Annotated in this window: 18 protein-coding genes and 1 pseudogene; 11 read left to right on the top strand and 8 right to left on the bottom strand. The window is 67.3% G+C overall.

Going from position 1 to position 18,631, the window contains the following annotated elements; genetic code table 11:
- Positions 1-72: 72 nt before the first annotated feature.
- From JWP83_RS10785 to JWP83_RS10795, 3 genes and pseudogenes are all read left to right on the top strand, one after another.
- Complete coding sequence (locus tag JWP83_RS10785; RefSeq protein WP_297729896.1) at positions 73-531, top strand: MarR family transcriptional regulator; 459 nt, start codon at positions 73-75, stop codon at positions 529-531.
- An 88-nt stretch (positions 532-619) separates the two neighbouring features.
- Positions 620-1,181: pseudogene (locus JWP83_RS10790) on the top strand (RNA-guided endonuclease TnpB family protein); the annotation flags it as partial.
- A gap of 52 nt (positions 1,182-1,233) precedes the next feature.
- Entirely contained in the window at positions 1,234-1,503 is a 270-nt protein-coding gene (locus JWP83_RS10795) for a DUF4242 domain-containing protein (RefSeq protein WP_297729898.1), read from the top strand.
- Positions 1,504-1,507: 4 nt separating this feature from the next.
- On the opposite strand, the gene JWP83_RS10800 is transcribed toward JWP83_RS10795, so the two are convergent.
- Positions 1,508-4,408: a helix-turn-helix transcriptional regulator gene (locus JWP83_RS10800; protein ID WP_297729900.1), complete on the bottom strand. Its 2,901-nt coding sequence runs from the start codon at positions 4,406-4,408 to the stop codon at positions 1,508-1,510.
- A 158-nt stretch (positions 4,409-4,566) separates the two neighbouring features.
- Between JWP83_RS10800 and JWP83_RS10805 the strand changes: the two genes are divergently transcribed.
- The gene (locus JWP83_RS10805) at positions 4,567-5,958 is read left to right on the top strand and encodes an FAD-binding oxidoreductase (RefSeq protein WP_297729902.1); all 1,392 of its coding nucleotides are present in this window, start codon (positions 4,567-4,569) and stop codon (positions 5,956-5,958) included.
- 41 nt (positions 5,959-5,999) lie between these two features.
- Positions 6,000-6,257 (top strand): hypothetical protein, encoded by a 258-nt coding sequence (locus tag JWP83_RS10810; protein WP_297729904.1) that lies wholly within the window; start codon positions 6,000-6,002, stop codon positions 6,255-6,257.
- A 14-nt stretch (positions 6,258-6,271) separates the two neighbouring features.
- Here JWP83_RS10810 and JWP83_RS10815 read toward each other — a convergent pair whose 3' ends face one another.
- Positions 6,272-7,084, bottom strand: coding sequence for a PaaX family transcriptional regulator C-terminal domain-containing protein (locus JWP83_RS10815; protein ID WP_297729906.1), 813 nt, complete (start codon positions 7,082-7,084; stop codon positions 6,272-6,274).
- A gap of 61 nt (positions 7,085-7,145) precedes the next feature.
- Between JWP83_RS10815 and JWP83_RS10820 the strand changes: the two genes are divergently transcribed.
- The gene (locus JWP83_RS10820; RefSeq protein WP_297729908.1) at positions 7,146-8,345 is read left to right on the top strand and encodes an SRPBCC family protein; all 1,200 of its coding nucleotides are present in this window, start codon (positions 7,146-7,148) and stop codon (positions 8,343-8,345) included.
- 2 nt (positions 8,346-8,347) lie between these two features.
- On the opposite strand, the gene JWP83_RS10825 is transcribed toward JWP83_RS10820, so the two are convergent.
- From JWP83_RS10825 to JWP83_RS10840, 4 genes are all read right to left on the bottom strand, one after another.
- Entirely contained in the window at positions 8,348-9,115 is a 768-nt protein-coding gene (locus JWP83_RS10825; protein WP_297729910.1) for an HD domain-containing protein, read from the bottom strand.
- 2 nt (positions 9,116-9,117) lie between these two features.
- A complete protein-coding gene (locus tag JWP83_RS10830) occupies positions 9,118-9,927 on the bottom strand; it encodes a polysaccharide deacetylase family protein (RefSeq protein ID WP_297729932.1) in 810 nt (269 codons plus the stop codon).
- 238 nt (positions 9,928-10,165) lie between these two features.
- Positions 10,166-11,557: an alpha/beta hydrolase-fold protein gene (locus JWP83_RS10835; RefSeq protein ID WP_297729912.1), complete on the bottom strand. Its 1,392-nt coding sequence runs from the start codon at positions 11,555-11,557 to the stop codon at positions 10,166-10,168.
- A 211-nt stretch (positions 11,558-11,768) separates the two neighbouring features.
- On the bottom strand, positions 11,769-12,590 hold the full coding sequence (locus tag JWP83_RS10840) for a mycofactocin-coupled SDR family oxidoreductase (RefSeq protein WP_297729914.1): 822 nt from the start codon (positions 12,588-12,590) through the stop codon (positions 11,769-11,771).
- Positions 12,591-12,694: 104 nt separating this feature from the next.
- On the opposite strand from JWP83_RS10840, the gene JWP83_RS10845 reads away from it, so the two are divergent.
- Positions 12,695-13,168, top strand: coding sequence for an SRPBCC family protein (locus tag JWP83_RS10845; RefSeq protein WP_297729916.1), 474 nt, complete (start codon positions 12,695-12,697; stop codon positions 13,166-13,168).
- Positions 13,169-13,172: 4 nt separating this feature from the next.
- Here the strand turns inward: JWP83_RS10845 and JWP83_RS10850 are convergent, their stop codons facing one another.
- On the bottom strand, positions 13,173-13,733 hold the full coding sequence (locus tag JWP83_RS10850) for a pyridoxamine 5'-phosphate oxidase family protein (RefSeq protein ID WP_297729918.1): 561 nt from the start codon (positions 13,731-13,733) through the stop codon (positions 13,173-13,175).
- A gap of 168 nt (positions 13,734-13,901) precedes the next feature.
- On the opposite strand from JWP83_RS10850, the gene JWP83_RS10855 reads away from it, so the two are divergent.
- A complete protein-coding gene (locus JWP83_RS10855; protein ID WP_297729934.1) occupies positions 13,902-14,510 on the top strand; it encodes a TetR/AcrR family transcriptional regulator C-terminal domain-containing protein in 609 nt (202 codons plus the stop codon).
- 4 nt (positions 14,511-14,514) lie between these two features.
- Here the strand turns inward: JWP83_RS10855 and JWP83_RS10860 are convergent, their stop codons facing one another.
- The gene (locus tag JWP83_RS10860; RefSeq protein ID WP_297729920.1) at positions 14,515-15,189 is read right to left on the bottom strand and encodes a TetR/AcrR family transcriptional regulator; all 675 of its coding nucleotides are present in this window, start codon (positions 15,187-15,189) and stop codon (positions 14,515-14,517) included.
- A 108-nt stretch (positions 15,190-15,297) separates the two neighbouring features.
- Between JWP83_RS10860 and JWP83_RS10865 the strand changes: the two genes are divergently transcribed.
- The 3 genes from JWP83_RS10865 to JWP83_RS10875 all read left to right on the top strand — a co-directional run.
- Entirely contained in the window at positions 15,298-15,927 is a 630-nt protein-coding gene (locus JWP83_RS10865; protein ID WP_297729921.1) for a TetR/AcrR family transcriptional regulator, read from the top strand.
- Between the two features lie 107 nt (positions 15,928-16,034).
- Positions 16,035-17,816 (top strand): NAD(P)/FAD-dependent oxidoreductase, encoded by a 1,782-nt coding sequence (locus JWP83_RS10870; RefSeq protein WP_297729922.1) that lies wholly within the window; start codon positions 16,035-16,037, stop codon positions 17,814-17,816.
- A partial coding sequence (locus tag JWP83_RS10875) for an NAD(P)/FAD-dependent oxidoreductase (protein WP_297729924.1) occupies positions 17,813-18,631 on the top strand: 819 nt, incomplete at its 3' end. The genes JWP83_RS10870 and JWP83_RS10875, both read left to right, overlap by 4 nt.

Raw genomic sequence — 18,631 nt, forward strand, 5'->3', positions numbered from 1 at the left:
ACTGATCGTGGCAGCCGGAGCTGAATTTGACAAGCAGCTTGTCAAAGTGCCCTCGGGTGGCAGACTCATGCCATGCGACGTGTCGTGGATGCCGAGTGGAAGCCCACCGTCCCAGCGCTGGTGAGCTTGGTGGCCGCCTCGGGGGCGCCGCACTTGAGAGCGGCGTTCGCCGCCGCCGGACTCGACGGGATCCGGCCGGCGCAAGCGGTTGCGCTGGTGCCGCTGGCGGCCGGCGGCCTGCACGCATCGGATCTGGCCGACCGGCTGAACGTGAGTCGCCAGGCAGTGGCCCAGGCGATCGCCGGCCTGGAGCGGCACGGCTATGTCACCCGAGTGACCGATCCCGTCGACGCCCGGGCCCGAATCATCGAGCTGACGCCGCGCGGTCGCCAAACGCTGCGCGTGATGCGTTCCAACGCAATCGCTTCGGAGAAGCGGTGGGAGGAGGTTCTGGGACCCAAGCGACTGGGCGAATTGCGGGAAACCTTGCAGATGTTGCTCTCCAGCGAGACCGACGCGGCGCGCGATTGACGCCGCCGAGAACTCCCTGCTGCTCTCGTTCCGTGGGGTTGCCAACTGTTGTGGTGCGAGTGGTCGGTAGTTGTCGGTGGTGTGCTGCACCACTGAACTTTCCCGGCTGCATCGCCGGGTCAACGATGTCCGCACCCATCATTTGCATGTGCTGACAACACGATTGGCTAAAACTCACGGCCGGATCGTGGTTGAAAGGTTTGGACGCGTCCGGGCTGCTGCAACAGAAAGGACTGCCTGGCGCTCGCGCCCGGCGGCGTGGGCTGTCTGATGCGGCGCTGGGCACTGCCTGACGTCACCTGTCTTACAAGACAGCTTGGTACGGCTCACATTTGGTGGTTGCGGACCGGTGGTTCCCGTCATCGAAAACCTGCCATGCCTGTGGGCATGTGCAGGACATCGGCTGGGCCGAACACTGGCAATGCGATTCGTGTTCGGCACCAGTCCATCAGCGGGATGACAACGCCGCAATGAACCTCGCGCGGTGGGAGCAACCAGCCACCGCCGTCGGCCCAGTTGGGGCCGCCGTCAAGCGTGGAGCCGACCGTAAGACCGGGCCACGCCCGGCAGGTGGCCGTGAAGCGCGGAAGGGAACCGGCCACCTGGCTGGGGAACAACCCGAGATGGGGTGCGAGTCGCGTGACCACTAAAGATCACTCGCAACGGCGTAGGTTCGACCCAAGACAACGACAGGAGTCCGCTGTGCCCATCTTCATGGTCGAGCGCAACTTTGCCGAGGAAATGGAACCGAACTTCGAGGTCGCCGACGGCATCAACCGGATCAACGACCACGAGGGCGTTCGCTGGATGTACTCGTTTCTGTCGGCGGACAAGCGGAAGACCTACTGCCTGTACGAGGCGCCGTCGCCCGAGGCCATCAGGACCGCGGCGGCCAGGGCCGGCCTCCCCGCCGACGTCATCGTCGAGGTGCGTGATCGCGTCATGCCCGACGGAGGGCTGTCCGATATCTGAGGCCTCACCCGAGCAGCTCGTGATCGGCGGCGTACATCGCCGCCTGGGTGCGGTTCGCGGCGCCCGTTTTGATCAAGATGTTGCGCACGTGGTTGGCCGCCGTGTTGGTGCTGATGTAGAGGCGTTCGCCGATCGCCCGATTGCTCAACCCCTCGGCCAGCAGCCGCAGCACTTCGACCTCCCGGTCCGTCAAGCCGTCCGGGCCAGTCATCAGCAATGAATCCACCAGGTCGGCGACGCGGTTCTGGCCGATCGATGTGGCGATGGCGCGCGCCTCGTCGGCCAGGCGCCGGGCGTCCTCGGTGCGCCCGCGCGACGCCGCGAAAAGCGCATGCCGGGCCAGCGTTTCGCTGACATGGACCACCGATCCCATCCGGCGATCCATTTCGAGCGCCGCGCCGAAATGCCGCTCGGCCGCGGCGGTGTCCCCGTCGAGTGCCGCGATCCGGGCGAGGTATCGGTCGGCGCTGCCGAACAGGGCGACGAACTGGCCGGCGACCAGGTTTTTGCCGGCATAGCGCGATATGTATGGCCGCAGCGAATGCAGCGCTTCGCGGTTGCCCAGCTCCAACGCCGCCTCGACCATGAACACCAGCTCCATCGGCCACTGCGCCTCGTTGGTGCGATCGCCCAGTTTGCGGTTGAGCAGATGATTGAGGGCGCGGGTCATGCCCGCTTCGCAGTCGAGCTCGGTGTACAGCGCCAGCAGGCCGGGCACCCAGCGTCCGGCGAATGTCTCGCTGCCGTCGATGAACCCGGCGAATCTCTTCAGGTCTGAGGTCTCGCGCCGGATCATGAACATCTGGACCCCGTTCGAGCCCTCGGTGTCCTCCGCGTCGAACAAATCACCTGTGCGCAAGGCGATGTCGGCCCACCGTTCGGCGCCGGCGAAGTCGCCGCGCAGATATGCCAGCGCCTGCTCGACGCACGCCCCGACGAAGCCGAAGACCGGTTGTCCGCAGGCCTGGCCCGCCCGCCGCATGTCCACGGTGGACGCGGCCAGGTCCTCGGGCCGGCCGGCCAGATAGCTGACCATGGCGCGAAAGTGCGAGGACGCCCCCAGCGCCTCGTAGTCACGGCGCGCCAGCGCCATGCGGGACACCTCGGCCGATCGCTCCGCCTGGATTTCGCACAGCTCCGGGGTGAGCCCGTGCCACAGGCTCGCCTTGAGGGTGTGCATCAGGACCGCGGGATCGTCCGCGGCCCGTGCGCGGTCGATGGCGTTGTTGCCGACCTCGCGCGCCCGCGCCGCCTCGCCGGCGAAGGCCAGCGCGCGCCCGAAACTGCCGAGTGCCTGCACGTAGCGGGGGTCGTCGGTATCCAACCCGCAGGATTCCAGTGCCGACGCCAGCAGGTCGGCGGCCTTCGAATCGGACTGCCCGCGACGCCAATTCGCTTCCTCGTAGCCGACGGCCGCCCCGAGGCGGATCAGCGGGTCGTCCATCACGCTGATGCGTTCGTAGATCGCCCGCGACCGGGCGAAATCGCCGGCGCGCACGTGATTTGCGGCCGCGTCGAGGTCCAGCCGCGCCCGATCGGTGCGGCTCATCTCGGGCAGCGACGCCGCCCGCTCGAACCACCTCGCCGCGTCCTCGTAGGCCAGGCTCTGTTCGGCCATCCGGGCCGCCTGGTGCGCATACCGCAACGCCTGCTCGTGGTAGCCCAGCACGTGCGCCCGCAGGTAGTGGTTCGCCAGGCGGGGAACAACCGATGGGTCCGCCCGGCCTTCCAGCGCTTCGGCGGCCCGCGCGTGCATGATCCGCAGTCGCGACGCCGCCATTCCGCCGGCCACGGACTCCCGGGTGAGCGCGTGCACGAACGAGAACTCGCCGTCGGAGTCGCGAACCGGCCGGATCAACCCGACGCCTTCGGCCGAATCGACCGCCGCCAGCGTCGCGGCAAGATCGGTATCGCTGGCGGCGATGAGCGCGGGCAGATCGAACGTTTCGCCCAGCACCGCCGCCTGTTCGATGACGCCCCGGACGCCGGCACCCAGTCCGCTGAGGCGGCGGGCAATGGCGTCGCCGATCGATGCCGGGACGGTCTGCTGCACACCAAGCGTGGCCAGCCCGCCGCGGAACTCCAGGTCGTTGACCAGTTCGGTCAGGAAAAACGGGTTGCCGCCGGTCTTGTCGCGCAGCAAGGCGGCGGCAGTGCGCGCCGACGCTGGAGCCAGCTGCTGGGTTCGCCTCACGAACTCGGCGATCGCCTCGGTGTCCAGCCCAGCGAGATCCAGACGCCGGACCCCGTCGAAGCGGTGCAGTTCGGCCAGCCGGGTGGTGAGCTCGTCGGAGCGGTCCGGTTCGGTCGTGCGGAACGTGGCGACCACCAGCATGCGGACGTCGGCGCAACCGATCAGCACGCGTTCGAGCATCACGAGGGTGGGCAGCTGCGCCCAATGCAGGTCGTCGAGGATCAACGCGATCGGACGATCGACCGCCAGGCGCCCCAGGAAACCGGTCAAGGCGTCGAAAAGCGCCTGCCTGGGCGGCCCGACGTCTTCTGCGGGGCCGATATCGGGCAAATGGCGGGCCACCTGGGTTGACAGCCGCCGCAGTTGCGGCGCCGCGTCGGCCAGGGCGTCCGCCATCGAACCCGGTGGAGTGGCGCTCAGCAGCCGATCCAGCGCTTCGGCGAACGGCGCGTACGGCACGTCCGCGTCGGCCGTCGAGCTCCCGACGAGCACGCCGACGCCATGGTCGGCCAGCGATCCGGCCACCTCGGCGGCCAGGCGCGTCTTGCCCGCCCCGGGTTCACCGCCGATGAACACCGCCTGGCGGCTGCCGCCCTCGACCCGCTCCCAGGCCTGCTCGAACGCCGCAAGCTCCGCGTCGCGACCGACGAGCGGGCCCCGGCGACGTGCGATCAGTTCCGCTGGAAGCGGCGGCGGCACCCATTGCGCCATGGAATCAAGGTAACCGTGCCGAATTGCCCGGTCGATAGTCAGATCTAACTATCGTTGGGTGCCTGGGAAATGCTTCGTTGTGGTCATGACGCACGGCCTTTGCATCTCGTAGCGTCACGGCATCAAGACCTGCGAAGCAACCAGAGGAGGTGCGGGCCATGAGCGTGACAACCGCAACCGATGAACTCCGCGGCCGGTTCGGAGCACAGCTGATCCTGCCCGACGACGCCGGATATGACGAGGCTCGGGCGCTGCACAACGCCATGATCGACAAGCGGCCCGCGGTGATCGTGCGCTGCGGATCCACCGGCGACATCGCCGGCGCCCTCCAGTTCGCGCGGGCGTCGAACCTCGCGGTCGCCGTCCGCGGGGGCGGACACAACGGACCCGGTTTCGGTTGCGTCGAGGGCGGCCTCGTCATCGACCTGTCGCCGATGAACCGCGTCGACGTGGACCCGGACGGGCGGATCGCCCGCGTCCAGGGCGGAGCCACGTGGGCGCAGGTGGACGGCGCGACCCACGCGCACGGCCTGGCGACGCCGGCCGGCATCATCTCGAGCACCGGCGTCGGTGGCCTCACCCTGGGCGGTGGCCACGGCTATCTGACCCGCAAGTATGGCCTGACCATCGACAACCTGCTGCAGGCTGAGGTCGTGCTGGCCGATGGCCGCGTGGTGACGGCGTCGGAATCCGAGCACCCCGACCTGTTCTGGGCGCTGCGCGGGGGCGGCGGAAACTTCGGCGTGGTCAGCTCGTTCACATTCCGCCTGCACCCGGTGCACACCGTGATTTGCGGACCCACGGCGTGGCCCGCATCGGCCACCGCCGACATCCTCAGCTGGTACCGGGATTTCCTGCCCGCCCAAGACGAGGATCTCTACGGCTTCTTCGCAAGCATGACCGTGCCGCCGGCGCCGCCGTTCCCCGAGGTGTTCCACCTGCAGAAGGCGTGCGCCGTGGTCTGGTGCTACACCGGCGATCCCGCCCGTGCCGACGAGGCGTTCGAGCCGGTCCGGCAGATGCAGCCGGCCTTCGAGGGCCTCGTCGCGGCCCCGTATCCCGCGCTGAACTCCACCTTCGACGCCCTGTATCCGAAAGGGCTGCAGTGGTATTGGCGCGGCGACTTCGTCCGGACGGTGCCCGACGCCGCCGTTGCAGCCCATGCCCGCTTCACCGAGGAGCTGCCGACGATGCACTCCACGATGCACCTCTACCCGATCGACGGCGCGGTCCACCGCGTCGGCCAGACCGAAAGCGCTTGGGCCTACCGGGATGTGAACTTCTCACAGGTCATCGCGGGCGTCGACCCCGACCCGGCGACCGCCGAGGTGTTGAAGCGCTGGACAAAGGAGTACTGGGAAGCCATCCACCCTTACTCGGCCGGGGGAGCTTACGTGAACTTCATGATGGACGAGGGCCAGGACCGGGTCCGCGCGACCTACGGCCCGAATTACCAGCGGCTCAGCGAGATCAAGGCGCAGTACGATCCGGGCAACGTGTTCCACATCAACCAGAACATTTTCCCGGCCGGATCCACCGACACCGCATGAGCGGTCCCGTGAGGCCCGCCTTCGCGCATAATCATCGTGTGATGGAAGACCCCCACCTCGACCGCCGTCTCGCGCTGCTCGAACAGCAGGTGCGCCTGCTCTCGGATCGGCTCGGGGTTCCGTGCCCGACTTTCGGTAGCGACGTGGGCTCCACCCCGGCAGGGCTACTCGAAGGCGGCGTGCCCGCCGAAGTCGTCGCCCTCGCCCGCGCGGGGAACGCGATCGCCGCGATCAAGCTGTACCGCGAGCTGACCGGCGCGGGCTTGCGCGAGGCGAAAGGGGTTGTCGATTCTCTATAAAGGGGCCGTCACGTCTACGCCCGGCGGAAAGCGCTGTTCATCCGCCGCTTGAAGGCGCGATCGAAACGTCGGTAGCCGCTGCGCAACGTGTGGCCCGGCCAACGGACTTCGGTGAGCTCGACGGGCAGCAGCGGGTCGAGCTGAAGGTGGCGGACCACGGCAATCGACAGCGCGAACTCATAGGTGAAGCGTTCGGTCGAATCGTCACGCGTGCCCGTGTTGAGCGCGGCCTCCATGGCGTCGATGAGCGCCCTGGCATCGTCGGCCCACTCATCGAGGGAAAAGAGTGATCGCACCCTGTCGGCCGTGATGTCCGTGGCGGCGCCGTGAAAGTGGGTGCACTGCTGGTCCAGTACCGCCCTGAAGGTCGGAAACCGTTGCGGATCAAGGTTATCCGGGCGGATCCAGACGCCCTCCCGAAGCTCGGCCAGATGCAGGGCCGTGGCCGCCTTTCGCAGCTCCAGGCGATCGGTCGCCGATCTGCGCTCCAGCGCCACGATCGCCAGTTCCCACGTTCCGTCCCATCGGTGGGCGGCCGCGTCGTCGATCCGGGACGCCTCGTCGACGCGCTGGCGGCGCTCCGACAGTCGACCCGCGAGTGTGTAGCTGCCGTCGTCGGCGGTCAATTCGCCGTTGGACACCATCCGCCACAGGCACGTGCGGGCCGCGCCGGGGCTGATGCCGAACAGCGAGCCCACCGCGACCAGTTCCGCCACCGTGAGACGCCCCAGGTCGGAGCCCAGCAGCGCCGAGGCCAGCACCGAGCGCGCGCTCAGCGGCCGGTTGTCGATCAGGTCGCTCGCTCGGGATCGAGGTAGGGCGGGCACGGATGGCAACGGTATCACCAAATCATTGACGCGTGACGTCCATAGTGTGATACTGACACGCATGCGCTCGCCGACGAAGTCGGTGCTCGCCGACGATGTCGAGATCGTCCGGCGCGTCCTCGCCCATATCGACGCCGGTACCACCGACGAGGGTGCGGCCTGGCGCGAGCGGGTCGAAAACTACCTGAGCCCAAGCCGATTCGCCGAGGAGCTCCGGTTGCTTCGCGCGATGCCGAGCGTGTTCGTGCCCTCGGCGACGATCCCGACCCCGGGCGACCACGTCGAGCGAATCGCCTTCGGCGTGCCGCTGTTCGCCGTCCGGGGGCGTGACCAACGGGCGCGGGTGTTCCGCAACGCATGCCGGCATCGCGGTTTCGCCCTGGTCGAGGAGGCCGGCTGCTCCCGCACCCTGGTGTGCCGCTACCACGGCTGGACCTATCGCCTGGACGGTTCGCTCTCGCATGTGCCCAACGCCGAGGCGTTTACCGGTCTGGACCCCTCGACCCGCGGTTTGGTCGAGGTCCCCAGCCACGAGGTGGATGGGCTCATCGTCATCGGCGCGCTGGACACTAATGCGGGCGCGCAAACCTGGATCGACGAGGCGTTGGCCTCGCTGACCGACGGGGCCCCCTGGCGGGACAAGTTGGTCCCGGCGCGACGGCTCGTGTACGCGGAGTCCACTGCTAAGGCGATGAATTGGAAGGTGCTGGTCGAACAGTTCCTCGAGGGTTACCACATTCGCTCGACGCACAAGGACACCTTCTTCCCGGTGCAATACGATGACCTCAATGTGGTCGAGACATTCGGTCCGAACAGTCGAATCACCTTCCCGTACCGCAACATTGAACGACTGCGCGACCGTCCGGAGACCAGCTGGACGACGGACGCGCGGGTGACATACGTGTACCAGCTGTTTCCCAACGTCATGGTGGCGACCTTCCCGGACCTGGTGCTCGTGATCGTGGTGGACCCGGTGGACATCGACCGCAGCACGCTCGTCGTCTACACGATGGTGCGGCCCGAGTTTGTCGACCAGGCCGACCGAGCGTCGGGCGGTGCACCGAGCAACCCGGCGGGGGCGGGTAGCTTCATCGCGCGCGGCGCGGTGGAGGACAACGAGATGTCGGTGGGTGTGCAACGTGGATTGCGCTCAGGGGCAAACGAATTCGTGGAATTTGGCCGGCACGAGAGCGCGATCGGGCATTTCCACGCCACCCTCGATGACCGGCTGGCTCGACTGGCGACCGTCGCCGCGCGTTGATCTCAGGAGTCGAACGGCGCCAGCCGCACGGCTAACGGCAACCCACACCGAACCAGGAGCCCGAAGCGTCCCCGCGGCACCGCGGCCGCCTCCGCGCGCATCATGGCGATCAGCTCCCTTTTGAAATCACCCCGCGGGTAACGCCGAAGCACCGCTTCGACGTTGTGGGGAGCGACGTCGCACATCCGCAGTCCGGCACCGTCGACCATCGCCCCCCATTGCAGGTAGCAGCCGATCGCGCCGTCGGTTTCGACCGTGACGCCCGGCGTTGTGTGGACGCAGATGCCGTCCGCGAGTAGATCCACGCGCTCATCGTTCAGCCCTGCCGCCGTCGCGCAGGAGAGCATCCGTTCGACGCTGCCGAGTGTGAAATCGCGGTTCGCCGTTGGCCTGACGATGCCGTAGTCGTGCAGGAGCGCGCCGCAGTAGAAGAGCTCGTCATCCATCTCGTGCCCGGCGACGCTCGCAAGCGCGCGCCCGAACAACCACGTCCGGTAGGAGTGGCCCTGAAGGGCCGGCGGCAATTCCGCACACGCCTCCTCGGCCTCGCGCGCGAACCGGGAATCGGGCACCGGAAAGGCCGTTACATCCACGCGCGCAGCCGCCGCCGGAAGCCGGCCCAGCGCGAGCTTGGCCCGGCCCACGGCGTTCTGCCACTGGCCCACCGCAATCGCAACGAAAAGTCGGCGTCGCTCGGCAACCGACAGCTGACCACCGGTACGACGGACCCAAGCAAGACCGCCAAGCCGCTGCGGATCGGGCGCGTCCACTGCTACGGCGTTTTGAGGAAGACGTCGTTGAGGGTGACCGTGCGGAGGTCTCGGTCGCGGATGATGTCGACGAGTTGTGGATACACGTGTGTGACCGGCAGGTGATTGAGATGGCCGATGACGATGGACTGCGGGGTGAAGTATTCGTCGGCCATCTTCACGATGTAGTCCTCGTGGATCAGCGTGGAATCCGACAACGACCCCGACCACAAGGTCGGAATGGAGTAGCCGAGGTCGGCGGCGACGGCATCAACGGCGGCGTTGCGCTTCGCGTAGGGCGGCCGCCAGTACGGTTTCGCCCCGATGCCATACGTCTTCTTCAAAAATTCGTCGTTGCGGCTGATCTGCTGGGCGATCTGGTCCTTGGGCAAGGTCGTCAGATCCGGGTGTGACCACGTGTGGTTGCCCAGTTGGATCTGCCCGGAGTCGACCAGCGGCCGGAGCAAGTCCAGGTTTTCGGTCCAGGATTTGTAGATTCCGTTGACGAAAAAGGTCAGCCGGATACCGGTGTCCTGGGCGAACTGCGTGTAGGCGCGGACCACTTCGCTGTTGACGCCGTCGTCGACGGTCAGCGCCAGCAGATCGCCCTCTCCCGGGATCTTGGTCAGCGCGCCGCCACCCGGTAGCGGTACGCGGGCGCTCAGCGGCGGGGGCGGCAGCAGGGCGGACGGCGCCGTCGGGCCGGAGGTTGCCACGTTCGCTGGAGACGTCTCGGCGAATGTACGGGGCTGCGGGTCGACCACCAGGCGAGCCGCGCCCACGCCGGCCACGGTCGCCGCGGCCAGCGCGCCCAGGAAACGGCGCCTGTTCAGCTCCGGCGTGGCGCCTCGACCCCCGAAAGCGGAGACGGCGAAACCGCCCCGACTCGTCGCGGGTCTTTTGCGGTGCGATGTCGGCACACGCGACCCGGTACCCCGGATACCTGCATTGCCAAACTCCGCCGCCACAGCAGCGAACCGTACCATTGCCCGTTTCAATATGTCGGGTTCGTTACAGGAGGTTCAGCTGTGAATTCAGCCTCGAAAAGGTAACGGTCTCGCATAGCTGGCGTCAATGAGGCGCGCCGCCGCCGCGCTGCGGCAATGCGACTGGCTCGGTCTCGGGGGTCCCCAGCGTCGCGGCCAGCCACGGCAACGATGCGGCGAACGCCTGCGCGGCGAACGGCCAGTCGTGCTGGCCCGGCTGGGTGACCACCGCGCAGGTCATCCCGTTGGCGGTGGCGACGTCGCATAGCGCGTTGGCCGCGGCGTCCTGACCTTCCGGGTTGGCGGCGGGGTCGTCGCCGGGAGCGGCGAGGGCGGGATTGGCTGCCTCGGCGACGGTGCGCGAACCGGGCGACGCGGGGACATCGAACCATCCCGATACCCCGGTGTAGTGACCGTGCCGAGCGATGACGGTGGCGGGGTCGAAGGCGGCCCAGGCGGCGCTGTTGCCGCCGAACAACCGGGCGATGGTTTGGTCCTTCGTGCCGACGCTGGGGCTGCGGTCGCCGGCGATGTCGACGAAGGCGCTGACCAGCTCCGGATGCATGACGGCCAAGTCGACGGCGCAGGTACCACCCATCGACCATCCCGCGACGCCCCAATTGGCACGGTCGGCGCTCACCCCGAAGTTCGAGACGACGAAGGGCACGACGTCCTTGGTCAGGTGGTCGGCGGCGTTGCCGCGGGTGCCGTTGACGCATTCGGTGTCGTTGTCGAACGTGCCGGTGGGGTCGACGAACACCAGCACCGGGGCGAAGCCGTGATGCCGGGTCGCGAAGTCGTCGATGGTGGTGAATGCGCCGCCGGGGCGCAGCCAGTCGGCGGGCGTGTTGAACGCCGAGCTGATCATCATTACCGCCGGCAGCCGGGGCGGCGGATTGCTGTTGAACCACGCCGGGGGCAGATACACCAGTTCCTGGCGGTGGGGGAAGTGCGACGCGTCGCCGCTGATCGTCACGGGCACTACGACGCCCTTGGCCGGCTTGGTCCCCTCGAGCTGCATCGCGGTGACCCTCAGCCGATCGACTTGATCAGGCAGGGGCCGCGATGTCAGCTGATCCCACGCGGCCAGCACCGTGGGGAAGTAGCCGACCCAACCGTTCAACGCCAGGGCCGCGCACAGCGCGCAGAGGGGGACCGAAAACACGGCCAGGGCGCGACGCCACCAGCGGGCGCCCGGCCATCCCAGCATCAGCACCGCGACCGCGAGCCCGCTCATCGCTATCCACAGCCAGAGCGACACGGGCGCCGGGTACCCGGCCACGCCGATCGAGGTGATGTACCAATACGACACCGCCGTGGCCAGTGCCGCGACGCCCAGTGCCACCGGAAGCGCCCAGCCCCGCCAACGCCGCCTGCGCCATCCGGTCGCGCCGACGACCACCAGCAGCGCGAGCGCCTGCACCGTCACCGGCAACCAGCCATGCAGCAAGGACAGCTGTTCGACGAATTGGGACAACGGCGGTGACCTTCGCTAAATCCGATCGCTTTGCGAATAGCCCACCGGCCGAGGCTTGGAGAACGCGGTAGGCCAGATCAACTATCCCACAGGATCCTCACGCATCGTGCTCGCGAAGGAGCGCAGTCGCAGGCCGTTGCCGACGACGAACGCGCTGGAGAGGGCCATCGCGGCGCCCGCCCGCCGGGATCAGACCGGGATGAGACCGGGATCAGACATAGCCCACGCCTATGTCAACGGAAACCTGAGTGGCGGTAACCAGCCTGGATTGGTCCGAGGCCAGCCACGCGACCGCATCGGCGATGTCTTCAGGCTGGGCGATGCCGTCGGGCAGCAGCGGTTTATGCATGCCCCGCAGGTGTGGGTAGGTGTCGGCGGCCGCATGAAGCGCGTCGCGCATCCGGCCGGCGCCCATCGGGGTGGCGACTGCTCCCGGGTTCAGGCTGTTGACGCGGATATTGTGCCGGCCGAGTTCGGCGGCGAACGCGCGCGCCATCCCGACGACGGCATGCTTGCTCGCCGTGTAATGGATCATGAACGACTGCATGTTGATACCGGCGGCCGATCCGATGAGGATGATCGAGCCGCCGCGACCGCCGTCGATGATGTGATGAGCGCCGGCCATCACGGTGTTCCAGGTGCCGATCACGTTCGTGTCGATGGTGTCGCGGAACGCCTGGGCAGTGATCTGGTCCCAGGGTGCGGGACTGCAGATCCCGGCGTTGGCGACGATGATATCGAGACGGCCCAGTTCGCGGACGGCCGCGTCGACCGCCGCTTTGAGCGCATCAAGGTCACGGATGTCGACCGCCGAAGTGATGACCTTTCTGCCGTTGGCGCTCACCAGTCGTGCCGTCTCGGCCAGGTCGTCGGGCGTCGGTGAATCGTAGGGAACGCTGGACGGCAACGGCCCGGCGATATCGACCGCGATGATGTCGGCGCCTTCGGCGCTGAGCCGCACCGCGTGCGCCCGTCCCTGTCCGCGGGCCGCGCCGGTGATCAATGCCACCTTGCCCGAGATCGACTCGCTCACCGAACCCCTTCCTGCTGTACGTCGTCATCCAAACAGTTGTTAATAGTTCAACTCGGCGAAGCGTAGCGTCGGCCTGGCTGCCGGACAGCAGGAAGGAGACCGTCATGGCTGTCAACGTTGTCGACGCGGGCCCCCGCCAGGTGAGCCGCTCGGTCGAAGTGGCCGCGCCGGCCGCCGAGCTGTACGCGATGGCCGCCGATCCGCGACGCCACCACGAATTGGACGGATCGGGCACCGTGGGCGACAACATCAGGGTCCCGTCGGAAATCGCTGTGGGCTCGAAGTTTTCGACGAAGATGAAGATGTACGGTGTGCCATACCGCATCACCAGCAGGGTGACCGCACTCAAACCGAACGAATTGATCGAATGGCGCCATCCCGTGGGACACCGCTGGCGGTGGGAATTCGAGTCGCTGTCACCGACCCGGACGCGGGTCACCGAGACGTTCGACTACCGCGAAGCCGGCGCCATCAAGAACGGGCTCAAGTACTACGAGCGGATGGGGTTCCGCAAAGCCAACGCGGAAGGCATCGAGGCGACGCTGGCCAAGCTGCGCGATCGCTACGCCGGGCAGTAGGTCATCAATCGGTCGCGGGATCCGCGGCGTCCCATGCGATCACACCGGACGCCCAATGGGTCAATTCGTCGACCTGGTCGTTGCGGTGCAGGTGGCGCGGCGGTGTTGCGTAGCTGGAGTAGGGGCGGCAGCGGATGACGACGCGGCTTTCTCGTTCCCGCATTGCTTCGACGGAAGGGCGTGCCTCGTCGGGGAGCGGGTGGCCCGACATTCGACCGGCGACTGCCATCATGACGTCCACCGCAAGATCGCGGTCGCGATCGATGGTCGCGTCGGCGTACACCTGCAGGTAGGAAAACGGCCACCGTTCGTCGAGGATGCACAGGCTGATCTTGCCGTCGCGTTCGACGATGCGGGCCTTGCCGCGGCCGGCCATGGTGGCTACCAGCAGTTCGTCGGTGTCGGTGGGGATGTAGTAGACGATCGACATGGCCGGGCCGTCGTTGCGACGGCGGTAACCGAACACACAGGTCCGATGCGTACGGACGAATTCGCGGCGCTCGGAAGGGAGCATGTCGCGGTCGGTAGGAGCCGTGTACGGCTCCGTGGCCAGGGGAAGGAGCATGGCGAGAGGTCCTTGCTATCGAGGGCTTGATTCGGGACGCAATTAATGGATACAGTGTGTCCGTTATTGGGGGTTGTGTCAAGGCGCTGCGCGCGCTCGGGTTCGGAGGTGCCTGCGTTGAGCGATGGAGTCCCGCCCGGCCGCTCCCGCGGGCGCCCGGCCCTGCCACTGGACCGCATCCTCGCCGCGGCGCTCGGACTCGTCGACGAGCGCGGGGCCGATGCGCTGTCGATGCGCTCCCTGGCGCAACGCCTGGGTTCGGGAACCGCCACGCTGTACCGTCACTTCGCCAACCGATCGGAATTGGTGGCCATGATGGTCGACCGCATGCTCGGTGAGGCCGGTCTCGACGCGGACGCGCTGACCGCGCTGCCGTGGGAACAGGCGTGTATATCGTTCGCGCAGCACATGTTTGACGCGCTGGGACGCCACGGCAATGTCGCATCGTTGTTGATCGGCCACGTGCCGATGGGACCCAACGCACTGGCCCAGCGCGAGCTGATTCTGTCGCTTCTGCTCGACAACGGATTCCCGCCGGTGGCCGCGGCCCACGCCTACGCAACGCTGTCCCGCTATGTGCTCGGCTTCGCGATCCAGCAGTCGGGATCGACCGCGGCCGAGCACGATGCCGAGCTAGCGGCCGCATTCCATGAGCTTGATCCGTCCCGTTATCCGGCGACCGTCGCGGTCGCCGACGACCTGCCCGTGCCATTGGAAGAGGAGTTCGCATACGGCTTGCGGCTCATCGTCGCCGGGCTCGATCGATTGGGTCACTGAACTCTCAAGGATCTTGTGCTGATCGGCGTCGCGCTGTGGACGCTCGGCGACTCGCGTGCGGCGCGAAAAGCGTTCCCCTGATCAGTTCCTTGGCCGCGTCCAGCGTGGCCACATAGGCCTCCGTTGTCAGGCTGGCCGCCCGGTCGGTTAGGCCACGGGCCAACGCATACATGGCGTTGACCGCGGCGCCCGGGTCGGTGCCGGGTGGCAATTCCTGCCGCGCTTGCGCGTCCTGAATGATGTCATTGATGATGTCGCGCAACGCGTTTAGGCCGGTGTGCCTTGCTCCACCGTTGCGCGGGTGGGCGGTGCTTTCGGCGCGCATGGCACGATCGAACGCGGCCAGATGCGGATACTCGCGCAGCAACCGATCCAGCTCGTCCAGCACCGCCCCGAGGCGATCGACGACGTCATCGGACTGCGCTGCGGCGGCCCGCAGCCGTGGCAATGCGATCTCGTCGATTTCCCCGACGGTCGCTGTGAGCAGCTCGGACTTGTTCGGAAAATAGTGATAGAGACTGCCGCTGGTCATCGTGGCGGCCTTGGCGATCTCTCGAATGGTCGCCTGCGAGTACCCCACCTCGGCCACGCAGCGCATGGCCGCGGTGATTATTCGGGCGCGGGTCCGCTCGCCGCTGGCGCCCGCGGGGCGACCCAACTGCGACCGCGCGGTGTTCAAGCGGCGCACCTCCGTAGAGAACCGAACATTAATCGATCGCTCGATTATATTCGACGGTAATGCCGTCTCGGGAATTGGTGGACAGGACGCACGGGTGAGGACATCGCGATGGCGCGGGCGCAGCTAGGTCGCCCGGCCGGCGCCAGCGGCGAGGAGACTCGCCAGCGGATCATCGTCGCCACCATGCGCTGCGTGGCCACAACGGGCTATTCCCGAGCGACCATCCGCGAGATTGCCCGCACGGCAGAGGTGACCAGCGCCAGCCTGTACAACTACTTTCCCAACAAGTCGGAGTTGATCAAGGCCGCCGTCGCGGCCAGGACCGAGGTCGCGTTGCCGCGGCTGCGCCAGGCCGCCGGCCGCCCCGGCGGCGTCATCGACCGAATCGAGGCGGTGCTCGACGAATCGGGCCAGTTGATGCGGGAATACCCCGACCTCGCGGCCTTCGAGTGGGCGATCCGGACCGAAGGCGCCATCGGCCCCGGGGCGGCCGGCGGCACCGGCTTTCAGGCGTTCCGCGAGATCATCGAGGGCATCGTCCAGGACGCCGACCGCGCGGATCGGCAGGGCGCGGTGGAAGCGATCTATTCGCTGATCTACGGCTTGACCGAGGTGGCGGCCACGCTGCCGCCGGAGGACTACCACGCGGCGCTAGGCTCCGCCAAGCAACTGATCAGGGGCACGCTGCTGAGCGCAAGCGGGCGCCGTGGACCTTCGCGCGCGTCTCGGGTGCGGTGAGGGCGCTCGAAGCCGTGTCCGCATCCTCAAGCCCGAGCCGCGCCGTTGATATGATCAAACGATTGATTATATAGTCGGTCCGGGATCACGATGAGGAAGTCGATGCTTTGACCGAGACCGTTGGCGTGACGTTCGACGTCGAGGCGCTGCGCCAGAAATACGCCGAAGAGCGGGCACGGCGACTACGCCCGGACGGAATCGCGCAGTACGTGCAGACGGCGGGTGCTTTCGCCCGATTCGCCGAAGACCCATGGGTAGACGGAAAGTTCACCCGCGAGCCACTCACCGACGAGGTTGACGTCGCGGTAATCGGTGCCGGTTTCGGCGGTCTGTTGACGGGGGCGCGGCTGCGTGAGCTCGGTGTCGAAAGCGTGCGGCTGATCGACAGGGCGGCCGACGTGGGCGGCACCTGGTACTGGAACCGGTATCCCGGGATCGCCTGTGACGTCGAATCCTATGTGTACATGCCGTTGCTGGAGGAGCTCGGCTACATCCCCGCGGACAAATACGCCAGGGGATCGGAGATTTTTGCGCACTGCCGCCGCATCGCCGCGCACTACGACCTCTACCGCGACGCGTGCCTGCGGACCGATGTGTATGAGATACGTTGGGATACAACGGCTTATCGCTGGATCATCCGGACGAACCACGGGGACGAGATGCGGGCGAAGTTCGTCTCCATGGCCAACGGATACCAGGCCAAGCCGAAGCTGCCCGGGATCGCCGGCCTCGGCAGTTTTCGCGGCCAGACCTTCCACACCAGCCGTTGGGACTATGGCTACACCGGTGAAAGGCTGGAGAACCTGGCCGAAAAGCGCGTCGGCATCATTGGCACCGGCGCGACGGCGATCCAGTGCGTGCCGCATCTCGCCGCGGCGGCGCAACATCTCTGCGTCTTCCAGCGCACGCCGTCATCCGTCGACGTCCGAGCAAATCGACCAACGGATTCGCAGTGGGCCAACGCATTACAACCGGGCTGGCAGCGCAACCGCATCCGCAACTTCCAGATGCTGACGGCCGGGGGGCAGTCCGATGAAGATCTGGTCGCCGACGCCTGGACGAGCATCACCCGCAAGCTCCCGGTCATGCGCCACGACGGCGCCGGCCCGGCCCCCAACATCGAACTGGCCGACTTCGCGAAGATGGAGGAGATTCGGGCGCGCGTCGACGAGATCGTGGTCGATCCCGCGACCGCCGAGGCGCTCAAACCGTGGTACGGCTACTTCTGCAAGCGGCCCTGTTTCCACGACGATTATCTGCAGACCTTCAACCGCGACAACGTCACGCTGGTCGACACCCGCGGTCGCGGGGTCCAGCAAATCACCGAGGCCGGCGTCGTCGTCGACGGAGCGACGTACGAGCTCGATTGTCTCATCTTCGCAACGGGTTTCGAGGTCGGAACCGACTACTGCCGGCGTACTGGGTTCGAGTTGATCGGCCGCGACGGCGTGACGCTGACCGATCGGTGGCGCGACGGCGTGCGCACGTTCCAGGGCTTGTGCGCCGATGGCTTTCCGAATTGCTTCATCGAAAGCATCGCCCAGGCTGGGCTGACGGTGAACTTCCCATACCTGCTGGACGTGCAGGCAAGCCACGCCGCCTGGATCATCGCGTGGGCGCTTGAACGCGGCGTCACCGAAATCGAGGCGTCATCCAGCGCCGAATCCGGATGGGTCGACCTGGTCGTGGCCCGCTCTGCCGCGACCGCCGAGCGGGCAAGGACCTGCACCCCGGGCTACTACAACCGGGAGGGGAAGGCGGACGCCAAGACTCGGCAGGGCAGCTTCTTCATCGGTGCACCGACCGAGTACGCCGACATGCTGGAGGCATGGCGGGCGAAAGGGGACCTGGGCGGGTATGAGATCCGCGGCGGAAAGGCCGGGCCGTGACGAGCCGACGCGCCCGTGGGCGCTATGCGGTCGGCCGGCTTCGAGCGGCGACGCGCCGCCGGCGCCCACCGAAGGTGGCGATAATCGGGGCCGGCTTCGGGGGCATCGGCGCGGCGGTGGCGCTACGCCGCGCCGGCATCGATGATCTGGTGATCATCGAGGGTGACGACGGGGTCGGGGGCACCTGGCGGCGCAACACCTATCCCGGCGCCGCGTGCGACATCCAGAGCCACCTGTACTCCTTTTCCTTCGCGCCCAACAAGTCGTGGAGCCGCACCTACGCTCGCCAGCCCGAGATTCTGGCCTACCTCGAGACCGTGGCCGACGACTTCGACCTGCGCCGCCATCTGATGCTCGGCACCAAAGTGCGTTCGGTCCGTTGGAATTCCGACACGTGGAGCTGGGATTGCCAGTTGGACCGTGCCGGGCAAGCCGCGACGCTGACCGCCGATGTCGTCGTCTGCGCCGTCGGTTTGTTCGGATCGCCGAAGCTCCCGAAAATCGCGGGCCTGACCGACTTCGACGGCACGCTCATGCACACCGCCCGGTGGGATCACGGCATCGAGCTGGCTGGCACGAAGGTGGCGGTGATCGGCACCGGCGCCAGCGGGGTGCAGGTTGTTCCCGAGCTCGCGAAAACCGCGGAACGCGTGACGGTGTTCCAGCGGACTCCGCCATGGATGGTGCCCAAGGACGACCGGCCTTACAGCGCGGCGGAATTGGCGCGCTTTCGGCGCGATCCCTCGGCCGTGCGCCGCACCCGCTGGCAGATCTGGAAATTCCAGCACGACAACACGGCCACTTTTGCCGACGAC

The organism is Mycobacterium sp. (assembly GCF_025965855.1).
Taxonomy (GTDB): domain Bacteria; phylum Actinomycetota; class Actinomycetes; order Mycobacteriales; family Mycobacteriaceae; genus Mycobacterium.